Source organism: Bacillus sp. RHFS10, assembly GCF_016757475.1.
Lineage (GTDB): Bacteria > Bacillota > Bacilli > Bacillales > Bacillaceae > Bacillus > Bacillus subtilis_G.
In genome coordinates this window covers 65,876-77,366 of sequence record NZ_JAESPO010000002.1, presented here as the reverse complement: position 1 = coordinate 77,366, position 11,491 = coordinate 65,876, and the positions used below count along the sequence as shown (strand labels likewise).

General features: G+C 44.7%; 9 protein-coding genes, 4 tRNA genes and 1 pseudogene. All 14 read right to left on the bottom strand.

Annotated features, from left to right (window positions below):
* Nucleotides 1–45: 45 nt before the first annotated feature.
* The 14 genes and pseudogenes from JMN17_RS21700 to dnaB all read right to left on the bottom strand — a co-directional run bounded on the left by JMN17_RS21700 (nucleotide 46) and on the right by dnaB (nucleotide 11,454).
* A pseudogene (locus JMN17_RS21700) lies at nucleotides 46–173 on the bottom strand (hypothetical protein).
* An 18-nt stretch (nucleotides 174–191) separates the two neighbouring features.
* Nucleotides 192–1,394 carry a serine protease HtrC gene (gene htrC, locus JMN17_RS07090; RefSeq protein WP_202327767.1) on the bottom strand — a complete coding sequence of 401 codons (1,203 nt, stop codon included), beginning with the start codon at nucleotides 1,392–1,394 and terminating at the stop codon, nucleotides 192–194.
* 81 nt (nucleotides 1,395–1,475) lie between these two features.
* Nucleotides 1,476–2,270: an MBL fold metallo-hydrolase gene (locus JMN17_RS07085; RefSeq protein WP_087993681.1), complete on the bottom strand. Its 795-nt coding sequence runs from the start codon at nucleotides 2,268–2,270 to the stop codon at nucleotides 1,476–1,478.
* A gap of 19 nt (nucleotides 2,271–2,289) precedes the next feature.
* A complete protein-coding gene (locus JMN17_RS07080; RefSeq protein WP_202327766.1) occupies nucleotides 2,290–3,132 on the bottom strand; it encodes a two-component system regulatory protein YycI in 843 nt (280 codons plus the stop codon).
* Nucleotides 3,119–4,486 carry a two-component system activity regulator YycH gene (yycH, locus tag JMN17_RS07075; protein WP_202327765.1) on the bottom strand — a complete coding sequence of 456 codons (1,368 nt, stop codon included), beginning with the start codon at nucleotides 4,484–4,486 and terminating at the stop codon, nucleotides 3,119–3,121. Before yycH ends, JMN17_RS07080 begins: the two co-directional genes overlap by 14 nt.
* Nucleotides 4,476–6,311 (bottom strand): cell wall metabolism sensor histidine kinase WalK, encoded by a 1,836-nt coding sequence (gene walK, locus JMN17_RS07070; protein ID WP_087993679.1) that lies wholly within the window; start codon nucleotides 6,309–6,311, stop codon nucleotides 4,476–4,478. Before walK ends, yycH begins: the two co-directional genes overlap by 11 nt.
* 7 nt (nucleotides 6,312–6,318) lie before the next feature.
* Nucleotides 6,319–7,026, bottom strand: coding sequence for a cell wall metabolism DNA-binding response regulator WalR (gene walR, locus JMN17_RS07065; RefSeq protein ID WP_032731843.1), 708 nt, complete (start codon nucleotides 7,024–7,026; stop codon nucleotides 6,319–6,321).
* Between the two features lie 381 nt (nucleotides 7,027–7,407).
* A tRNA-Phe gene (locus JMN17_RS07060) sits at nucleotides 7,408–7,480 on the bottom strand.
* A gap of 35 nt (nucleotides 7,481–7,515) precedes the next feature.
* Nucleotides 7,516–7,592, bottom strand: a tRNA-Asp gene (locus JMN17_RS07055).
* An 81-nt stretch (nucleotides 7,593–7,673) separates the two neighbouring features.
* Nucleotides 7,674–7,745: transfer RNA gene (locus JMN17_RS07050), tRNA-Glu, on the bottom strand.
* A gap of 9 nt (nucleotides 7,746–7,754) precedes the next feature.
* Nucleotides 7,755–7,830, bottom strand: a tRNA-Lys gene (locus JMN17_RS07045).
* 222 nt (nucleotides 7,831–8,052) lie between these two features.
* The gene (gene purA / locus JMN17_RS07040; protein WP_087993677.1) at nucleotides 8,053–9,345 is read right to left on the bottom strand and encodes an adenylosuccinate synthase; all 1,293 of its coding nucleotides are present in this window, start codon (nucleotides 9,343–9,345) and stop codon (nucleotides 8,053–8,055) included.
* Nucleotides 9,346–9,549: 204 nt separating this feature from the next.
* Nucleotides 9,550–9,972, bottom strand: coding sequence for a VOC family protein (locus JMN17_RS07035; protein ID WP_202327764.1), 423 nt, complete (start codon nucleotides 9,970–9,972; stop codon nucleotides 9,550–9,552).
* A 117-nt stretch (nucleotides 9,973–10,089) separates the two neighbouring features.
* Nucleotides 10,090–11,454: a replicative DNA helicase gene (dnaB, locus tag JMN17_RS07030; RefSeq protein WP_039074908.1), complete on the bottom strand. Its 1,365-nt coding sequence runs from the start codon at nucleotides 11,452–11,454 to the stop codon at nucleotides 10,090–10,092.
* Nucleotides 11,455–11,491 lie beyond the last annotated feature (37 nt).

Sequence of the window (11,491 nt, the reverse complement as noted above, 5' to 3'; positions counted from 1 at the left end):
TCATCACCAGCAACCATACGGAACAAACCATTAAGTCAATGCTGGTCAGTCCTTGCCTGCTGTTTCACGTGTAACACCCATCTTGTATGTTTCTTCATATTCGATAGATCCTTTTTCAACTGAACGGGCGTGACCCTCGTTCAGTTTTTTTGCATAAAAAAACAGTCTGGCACGGTGCCAGACTGTTTCTGTTAACTTCCTAATTGGTCTGCGGAGGAGAGCTGAATGTCAACGGATTTTTCTTTTCCGGCGCGGTAAAACTTCACTTTCACCCGGTCACCGACTTTTTTCTGATAAAGCCGTTTCCGCAGATCAACAATGTCATTTACTTTGTGACCGTCAAATTCTGTGATGACATCCAGTTCCTTAAGCCCTGCTTTTCCGGCAGGTGAGAAGGCATCTACCCCCATCACAACCGCTCCATTGGTGACATCCTTAGGAAGCTTCAAAGTTTCGTCCCAATGATAGCTGGCGATGTCGCTTAGCGATTTCATCTCAATGCCAAGGAACGGACGTTTAACCTCGCCGTATTTCTCCAAATCCTCTATCACCGGGATCACAAGCTTAGACGGAATCGACAGGCCAATTCCTTCAACCGCCGACTCGGCAATTTTCATTGAATTGATGCCAATGACTTTTCCGTCCATATTTAACAAAGCGCCGCCGCTGTTCCCAGGGTTAATGGCCGCATCTGTTTGCAGGACTTCTGCGTTCCAGTCAGGCTGCCCATCACCGTTCGAATCCACTGGGATGGCTCTCTCCGTTCCCGAGATGACGCCCTGTGTGACAGAGCCTGCAAATTCAAGGCCTAACGGGTTCCCGATCGCAATAACCGGCTCCCCTGATTTCACTTTATCTGAATTACCGAAATCAGCGACTGCTTTAATTTTATCGCTTTTTACTCGTAAAACAGCAAGGTCCATCAGCTGGTCGCTGCCGATCAGTTCAGCCGATACACGCGAGCCGTCTTTCAGGCTGATTTCAATTTGGGAAGCGCCCTCGATGACATGATGGTTGGTCACGACATAAGCGGAGTTGTCATTTTTCTTATAGATGACGCCAGAGCCGCTCCCAGCCTCACCGCTCTCTCCCCAAATATCTGATTTTTGAATGTTCACAACACCGACAACGGCGGGCGACACATTGCTGACAATCTTGGTGACTGCGTTGTTGACACTGACATTCACCGTTCTGATTGATTCCCGGTTATTGTTGTTCTGCTGCTCTTCTAAGACGCCCGTATCTATCCCTTCATTTGAAAGGTACGGCATGATAAACGCCATTAATACGGCACCGACAATCACGCCAATCAGACTAGAAAGGAAATATCCTTTTTTGCTTCTCTTTGGCTGTTCAGGAGCAGTATGTTCTTCCTCACGATCGTAATCCACCATATTCCATCCTTTCCAAGAACGTTAATATGGTTATATTGTGGGTTAGAAACTCCTATAATAGTCATGATTTACATAGAAAAATTATACAGCGCAGAGCGGTGTGGCCTTCTTCGGGTCGGTATCAAACAAATCAAATGTTTCCCCCGTCACAAACCCTTTAGAAGCCAATGTCTGCTGTACAGACATTCTCGCCAGATCCTTCATGTTGTTGTCCTGGCTCAAATGCGCCAAATAAATACGAGACGTCTCGTCGCCAATGACATCGGTCATCGCTAAGGCAGCATCTTCATTTGAAACGTGCCCGACGTCACTTAAAATCCGCCGCTTAATGCTCCATGGATATCTCCCCATTTGCAGCATGCCGACATCGTGATTGCTTTCAAACACAAACATATTCGCTGAGCGGATGATCCCTTTCATCCGGTCGCTGACGTACCCCGTATCTGTCATTAAAGCAAGCTTTCGGCCGTTATAATGGAACACATAAAACATGGGCTCCGCCGCGTCGTGTGAGACGCCAAACGATTCCACATCAAGTCCGCCGAACGACTTCACCGTCTCCATCGGAAACACAAATTTTTGATCGGTATCAATTTTGCCAATTTGGTTCTCCATCGCTTTCCATGTCTTCTCATTCGCATAGATCGGAAGCTTGTACTTTCTGGCGACCACGCCAAGGCCCTTAATATGGTCACTATGTTCATGCGTCACAAAAATGCCGTCTACATCATCCAGCTTACGCCCGATTTGCGCCATCAATCCATCCATGGCTTTCCCGCTCAAACCGGCGTCTACCAAAAATGCGTGATCCTCAGTTTCAAGGTAAAACGCATTTCCCGTACTCCCGCTCGCAAGTACGCTAAATTGCAAGCTCATGTGTCTCACTCCATTATTTTCATTGATCTGTATCTAAAATCGTACTCTCCAAAGCATTCACTGTAAAATACTCTTGCACTGTCTTTTTCTCACCGTTCACTTTTTTATCGTACTCGACTGTAATTCTCCATACCGGCGCCAGCACCTGTGTACTTGTCAGCGGATATTGCGCGACGTAGCCGAATTTGACACTTTTTATCGTACTGTTCTCTTTTAATTGATTTTGATAGTACAATAACTCAACCGCATCCATTTCAGTGATTAGGCTTTCCTTCTGAATTTGCTTAAAGGTCTCAAGCGTCGTCTGGTCGTATGACACAACCTCGTTTTTATCGTTTAAACGCAAAATCACTTGCCCGATCATATTAGAAGAAGTGTCGGTCTGCTGATAAATATAATGGCCCTCATATGTTTGGAAGAAAATAATTTCTTTTTGCGATTTATCAACCTTCCAAAGCTCATATTTTTCACCATCTTGGATTTTCGAAGAAACAAACGCCTGAGCATCGTCCTCAATCTTCTTCTTTGACAGGGCGATCGGATTCGTAAATTTCATTTTCAGGGTCGTTACTTTACGATCATCACTAGGCATGTCCATCAACGGCTTTTGATCCTTGAGCGCCTCAATTTCGTCCTTGGTGAAGGCCTTTTGATTCGCTGTGATTCTGTAGCCTTCTGTTGCTTCCTTATTCAGCCCTTCATACGTAATATGATCGGCCTTCATGTCATGCTCGACATCATTTTTAATGACTTCATAATCTTTGCTGGTAGACTGCCATTTTTGAAAAAACTGATAGCCTAAAAAAATATCTAAAATGAGGAAGGCAACGATGAAGATTGATTTTGTCTTATTCCACTCCACTGTTTGCCCCCTCCTTCGTTAATAAGTCCTTCGTGATCGGCACAATTTTCCCGTTTATTTTCATCCCCCAAACCGGTTCCAGTTCAACAAGAGGGTCATTATTGGATGATGTTGATACCAATTGATACGCAAGGAAGATCTGATCAATTTTATCCGTATTATATGCCGTTTGTTTAGAAAGCAGCATCTTCACTTCGCTCCCGCTCATCAGCTCAGTCTCTGTCGTTTTAATCGGATTCGTTCCGAGACTGTAATTCGGCCGCTTATAGCTGAGAATTTCATCGTTGGCCCATTGCACCGTAATCGCGGATGTCGCTCCGAATGGTTTGGCGGTACTGTTAATGACCGGCATCTGGTCCATAAAGATATAGAAGCTTAACTGCTGGCTGTCATTGATATTGAAAAATTGATAGTGATCTGTCCAGCTGCCCGTATCCTCAAGGTATTTTTGGCTCTTTTTAATTAATTCACCTGTTTGATAGGAAGTGCTCTGCACCAAATTGCGCTGTTGGAATTGTACCTGGCGCTGGCTTAGATTCACATCTAAACGGCTGATTCCATCTGTCAGCACATTTCTGTTGTTGTAATTCGAATCTTCCCTTACAATACTTGGATCGCTGAACAAGGCCTGCTTAAAGGTGTTTGTTTTAATCGATTCTGTGACAAATTCTTTTTTGTCCATCGTAAGCGTTTTGTTCGACAGCAGAAACTCTTTCTTTGAACCGATAGAAAACAGACTGAATGCCGGCATGTTTGATTGACTGTTTTTCAAGTCATTCATCATGTTCCGGTAGTTAGCCGATTCAACAGTCACTTCCAGAATCAGCTGCTTGCTGAAAGACACCAAATAGATTTTCTTGTTCGCTTTTGTTTCATTAATCGGAATCAAAATGTGGTCAAATGAACTGTACTCAAATGACTGGTTAGACCATTTAAACAGCGTTTGGAAGATATCAATAGGAATCGTGTCGTTGAATTGCAAGTCAAGCTTCGCATCATAACCGCTTATCCCGTAAAACCAGCTCTTAAATGAAGTCTTGTCATACTGATCAGAAATATCTTTGATCCCTTTTACATCCCAATGCGGCAAGTCAGACCAGACTTCATTATAAAGTGAATCATCATTCACTTTATAATGAGCGCCGCCATCATGGATAAACATGTCCCTCGGCCTTACCGTTTCAGACAGCTTTTGGGTGTTTTTTTCGATTTTATGCTTCTCACGCACAGTAGACGCTGTTGATGATGAGCCTCCGGAAAAGTTTGGCTGGAACGTCCATATCCCCCACGTAAACACAAGGCTGATGACGACGAGTATCGTAAGTAATATCGTTTTTATATTTTCACGCTTCATCCCAATCATCCTCTTGTTCCTCTTTATATGGAAGAGTAAATGTAATCGTCGTGCCTTTTCCTTCTATGCTGTCCGCCCAAATATCCCCGCCATGCGCCTGAACCATTTCTCTGGCAATCGCCAGTCCCAGACCGGTGCCGCCGAGCTTTCTCGTTCTTGCTTTATCCACCCTGTAGAAGCGGTCAAAGACTTTTTCGACATCTTTTTTCGGAATACCGATCCCTTCATCCTTGACGCTGATATAGAGAAGCTCTTCCTCTTCGTTTACGTCAATTGAGAACGTCACATGTCCGCCTTCCGGTGAGTATTTTAAAGCGTTGGAAATAATATTATCAAGCACTTGTGTAATTTTATCCTGGTCAATCTCAACGTACAGATTTCTGTCCGGCAGATTACGAATAAATTCCACATGCTGTTCTTTTGTCATTTCAAAACGGTCAATAATCAGAGACATAAACCGGACAATTTGAATCCATTCCCGGTTAAATTGATAATCCTTGCTGTCGAATTTCGAAAGCTGAAGCAAATCATTGACAAGCCGGATCATGCGCTCTGTTTCATTTTGCGTCACCATTAAGAAACGCGGGGCAATGTCTTTATTTTCCCACGCACCTTCAGCTAACGCTTCTAAATAACTGCGCATTGTCGTAAGCGGCGTCCGCAGCTCGTGTGATACATTCGCCACGAATTCTCTGCGTTCCTGATCCATTTTCTCTTGCTCGGTTACATCGTAAAGAACAGCAATTAAGCCATCAATTTTGCCATGTTCCCTTTGAATCACAGAGAAATTCACGCGAAGCACTGTTAGTTGATCATCTCGCTCAATTTCAAGCAGCAAAGAATCCTGCTGCTCCACTAAATCTTCAAACGTATAATTCTCTTGAATCCCCAACAAACTCGTAATCGGCATTTCTAAAGCTGTTTCACGTGAAACGTTCAACAGCTCCAGCGCCGGGCTGTTTAAAAGAATAATCGCTCCGTTTCGGTTTGTAGCGATAACGCCGTCTGTCATATAAGCAATAACAGAGGCAAGCTTTCTGCGCTCTCCTTCTGTCATCGCCTGGGCATCTTCAAGCTCTTTCGTTAAGTGATTAAACGTGGTGGCGAGCTGCCCGATTTCATCATGCCCATACTTTTTAACCTTCCTCGAGAAATTCCCTTTCGCGAGCTCCATGGCCTGCTTTCTCATATCTGAAAGCGGATGGGTGATGGTTCGTGCCAGAAAAATACCGAGAAGGGCGGTCAAAACGAGCGCCAAACCAGTGCCGGACGCCAGTATCGTGTTGATAGTCTTCATTTGATTAAAGACATCTTCCATACTCGCGACAACATAGATCGCGCCGACAACCTCTTGGTTTTCAGTCATGACAGGCTTTGCGGAAATGAGAACTCTGATTTTGCTTTTCGGGTCATAGTACTTTCTTAAATACGATTGTTTAGTAGAAAAAATCCTTTTAAATATCAGATCGGTCGTTTGTTTCCCTGCCACTTCCTCACCATACGGCTTTGAAGAACCGACCACTTCATAGCTTTTATCTACAAAACTAATTTCCCGGACCTCATCACTTTTCGTGAAATCATTCAATATACGGCTGACGTCATCCTTAATAACGGTGCTGTCGTTATCGCTTTTATATTCTTGTTCGATATAGTAAGAAAGGTTGTCGATTCGCTGATTCAGTGATTGTTCATAAGAGCTCATCAGTGATTTCTCGACCTGATTGACAAAATACACCCCAATGATTTGCATGGCAATGATGATCAAAAGCACATATATCAAGGTAATCTTAAATTGGATCGACCGAAAAAAACCAACCTTATTCATAAGGGCATTAGTCCTGTTCTGGATTTCTCAAGTAATAACCTACGCCGCGGCGTGTGACAATCCAATTTGGATGGCTTGGGTTATCCTCAATTTTTTCACGAAGCCGGCGGACTGTTACGTCAACCGTTCTGACGTCACCAAAGTAATCATAACCCCAAACGGTTTGAAGCAAATGTTCACGGGTCATCACTTGTCCGATATGTTTTGCTAAATAATGAAGCAATTCGAACTCACGATGAGTCAATTCGATTGTTTCATCTCGTTTTGATACGACGTACGCGTCAGGGAAGATGACAAGAGAGCCGATATGAATTTCGTTAGAGGACGACTCTTCCTCCGCAGGCGCTGTTGTCAGCTGGCGGCGCAAGTTCGCTTTCACACGAGCCAGAAGCTCACGTGTGCTAAATGGTTTTGTGACATAGTCATCAGCACCGATTTCAAGCCCGATGACCTTGTCAATTTCTGAATCCTTAGCCGTCAGCATAATGATCGGCATATCGTATTTCTTTCTGACTTCACGGCACACTTCAACGCCGTCTTTATTAGGAAGCATAATATCTAAAAGAATTAAATCAGGCTGAAGCTCTTCTACCATTTCAACCGCTTCATTTCCGTCGTGGGCACAGTGCACTTCATAGCCTTCTTTTCTTAAGTTAAATTCCAATATATCTGCAATCGGTTTTTCATCATCTACTACAAGGATCTTCTTATCCATCATTTTGATTTCCTCCTGCCGAATAACTTCTTTTCATCTAAATAACATTCGTTTCATCACTTATGGCCCGTGTAAACATTGGGTCCTTGTCTATTATAACGGTTAAAGGTCAAAAGATAAAAAAAATAAAGGTTTAGAAAAAAACACATGTTTCACCTTTATCCGCCAATTGTTTCTCTTTTGTCATGCTAGTCAAATTTTTATAAAAAAGATAACTTAACTGAAACCTCCCGACATCGGAGTGCGTCTTTATCGATGACGTCTTCTTCTTTGAGCCGGCCGCAGGGCCGGTTCTCCCTTTTTCTTCTATTATAACACTTCTCATGTTCGCCTTTTCCTAAAAGAAAAAACGCACCTACAATTGCAGATGCGTTTGGTAAGTGGCTCGGGACGGAATCGAACCGCCGACACACGGATTTTCAGTCCGTTGCTCTACCAACTGAGCTACCGAGCCAAATGTTTTATTTTTCTCTACTAAGTAAAGTAAAATGGCGGTCCGGACGGGACTCGAACCCGCGACCTCCTGCGTGACAGGCAGGCATTCTAACCAACTGAACTACCGGACCTTACAGTAATTGCCTGGAGAGCTGTCGTGTCAGCCCTCGCAGACAAATAAGGAATTTAGCAATAACGCTAAAGTAAATCAATGACCCGTACGGGATTCGAACCCGTGTTACCGCCGTGAAAGGGCGGTGTCTTAACCGCTTGACCAACGGGCCTTCACGAAATGGTGAGCCATGAAGGACTCGAACCTTCGACCCTCTGATTAAAAGTCAGATGCTCTACCAACTGAGCTAATGGCTCTTAAGATGTCGGAGTTTCCATAGAGCAAACAACTTTGACCAAGTTCTTATCTAGTACTCTATTGAAGCAGTTTCCGTAACAACGAGATTTATAATATCACGAACAAATAGAAGTGGCAATAACTTTTTTGGTTTTTTTCATATTTTTTTCTTAGACCAACTTAGATGCGGCTTTCAAACAAAAAACAAGCCCCTGGATTCAGGGGCCTGAAGCATAATCTATTTAGTTCGCACGGTACACGCTGCGAAGGACATTTGTCTGTGAACGGTCTGGGCCGACAGAGAAAATAGAAAGCGGAATGCCTGTCAGCTGAGACACACGCTCAAGATAGTGACGCGCGTTTTCCGGAAGCTCGCTCAAGCTTTTCGCACCTGTGATATCCTCAGTCCATCCCGGCATTTCTTCATATACCGGCTCACAATCAGCAAGTGCTTTAAGGCTTGCCGGGAATTCTTCAATGATTTCGCCTTTGTAGCGGTACGCCACACAGATTTTCAGCGTTTCAATTCCTGTTAAAACGTCGATTGAGTTCAGAGAAAGATCTGTAATTCCGCTCACACGGCGGGCGTGGCGGACAACGACGCTGTCAAACCAGCCGACACGGCGCGGACGGCCTGTTGTTGTTCCATACTCCCGTCCGACTTCACGGATTTGATCGCCGATTTCATCTTTCAGCTCAGTCGGGAAAGGACCGTCGCCGACACGAGTCGTATATGCTTTTGATACACCGACAACGTGCTGAATTTTGGTCGGGCCGACGCCAGATCCGATCGTGACACCGCCGGCAACCGGGTTAGATGACGTAACAAATGGGTATGTTCCTTGGTCGATATCGAGCATTACCCCTTGCGCGCCTTCAAATAACACGCGGCGCCCATCATCAAGCGCATCATTTAAGACAACAGATGTATCGCAGACATATTTTTTAATCTGCTGGCCGTACTCATAATATTCGTCTAAGATATCCTCAATTTTAAACCCTTCTGTCTCGTACATTTTCTCGAGCAGGCGGTTTTTTTCTTCAAGATTGCGTTCAAGCTTCTCCGCAAACGCGTCACGGTCTAACAGATCCGCGATGCGAATTCCGATGCGGGCTGCTTTATCCATATAAGCAGGGCCGATTCCTTTTTTCGTTGTGCCGATCTTGTTAGCCCCTTTTCGCTCTTCTTCCACTTCATCCAATTTCAAGTGATACGGCAGAATGACGTGAGCTCTGTTGCTGATTCTCAGGTTGTCTGTACTGACGTTGCGCTCATGAAGATACGCAAGCTCTGTGACTAATGCTTTCGGATCTACAACCATTCCGTTTCCGATCACACACGTTTTATCCTTATAGAAAATTCCAGACGGGATTAAGTGAAGCTTGTATGTGACTCCGTCAAACTTGATTGTGTGCCCTGCGTTATTTCCGCCTTGATAACGGGCGATCACTTCTGCATTTTCTGAGAGGAAATCTGTAATTTTACCTTTTCCTTCATCGCCCCATTGCGTACCTACTACAACTACTGAAGACATGTCCGTGCACCTCCGTTAACCTTTAAAACGATTCTATTCAAACAAATCAAGTTTATCAGTGAAGAAACAGAAAGTCAATCTTAAATCCGAACATTAAATTAATATAAAACTATATTCGTTCGCTTCCATTCTTTTTAGAAGCGTTTTCTAACGGCTTCGTCATAAAAAGCTTGTGAAACTTTTGTCCTTTAGCATGAAAAAGTATCACTTGCCTGAAATCCCTTTGGTATTCATAAAAACGACTCGCCAGCCGTCTGGATCCTCTATCGTCACGCCTCCATGACTCCAGTACGGGTTCTCTGATTCGACCTCTTGATAGCCCATGTGTTTTAGCCTTGAAGTGACCGATGCCAGTTCATTCACATTCGGCACATAAAAAACGAGGAGGCTGTCGGGATGTGAAACTGGAGCAGTGCTTTCCCCATCCTCATACTGGGTGAATTCCAAATGATAATCGGCATGAGGAAGGCCGAACATGACACCTCCATACCCGTTATGCTGCGAAAATCCGCCAATTCGTTTCAAGTCCAGTCCCTCTTCGTAAAAACGAATGATCTCATCAAGCTGGCCTGTAGGCCGCGCAATCCGGATTTGCGCTGCGTGAAAAGATGAAAAACAGTATCCCATGTTACCATCTCCTTTACGCCCTATTTTATTAAACCGCTTTCAAATTCACATCCGCTGTGCGTCCGGTTTTTCTTCCATCTTTCGAATGAAAAAAACCCCAAGATCAGCTCTTGGGGTTTATGCGCCGGGCGGAACACCTGCGTCATCAAAACGCCGTTCCAGGTTGACGAATTTATTGTATTCTTTCACGAACGCAAGAGACACGGTTCCTACCGGGCCGTTACGCTGTTTGGCAATAATGATTTCGATAATATTTTTATTCTCAGATTCTTTGTCATAGTAGTCGTCACGATAAAGGAACGCGACAATATCCGCGTCCTGCTCGATACTTCCAGATTCCCGGATATCAGACATCATCGGACGTTTATCCTGACGCTGCTCAACGCCCCGGGAAAGCTGAGAAAGCGCGATAACAGGGACTTGCAGCTCCCTGGCGATCGACTTCAGTTCACGGGAAATTTCTGATACTTCCTGCTGACGGTTATCCTTTGAACGTCCGCTTCCCTGAATCAATTGCAGATAGTCTATCAAAATCATGCCTAGTCCGCTTTCCTGCTTCAAGCGGCGGCATTTGGCGCGGATTTCACTCACGCGGATACCCGGTGTATCGTCAATGTAAATCCCGCTGTTCGACAGGCTTCCCATCGCCATTGTCAGTTTGCCCCAATCCTCTTCCGTCAGGTTGCCGGTACGAAGATTTTGGGCATTGATGTTTCCTTCGGCACAAAGCATACGCATAACGAGCTGCTCTGCACCCATCTCAAGACTGAAAATCGCTACGCTCTCGTCGGTTTTGGTCGCCACGTTTTGTGCGATGTTCAGGGCAAAGGCCGTTTTCCCCACTGACGGACGGGCGGCGACAATGATCAAATCGTTGCGCTGGAACCCGGCAGTCATCCGGTCAAGCTCCGTAAATCCTGTCGGAATTCCGGTTATATCGCCTTTACGATTGTGAAGCTGTTCGATATTGTCATAGGTCTGGACAAGGACGTCCTTAATGTTTTGGAAGGCACTCGTGTTTTTGCGCTGCGCCACTTCCATAATCGTTTTTTCCGCTTCACTGAGTAAATCCTCGACCTCATCCTCACGGGTATATCCGTCTTGAGCGATGGTTGTCGCAGTTCTGATTAATCGGCGAAGAATCGATTTTTCCTCAACGATTTTCGCATAATATTCTATGTTAGCCGCTGTCGGCACTGAGTTTGCGATATCTGTCAGATACGAAATGCCACCCACTTCTTCCAGCAGTTCTGTGTTCGCAAGCTCTGACGTAACCGTCACTAGATCAACCGGTTCACCTCGGTCACCGAGCACCAGCATCGCATTATAGATTTTTTGGTGGGACATTCTATAGAAATCATCTGGAATCAATACTTCTGAAGCCAGTGTTAAAGCAGACGGCTGTAAAAAAATAGCGCCTAACACGGCTTGTTCGGCTTCTATATTTTGCGGAGGAAGCCGATCATTTAGAAGGTCTGTCATGCTAAGCACCGTCCTCTCATTAAAAAATCTCCAAACT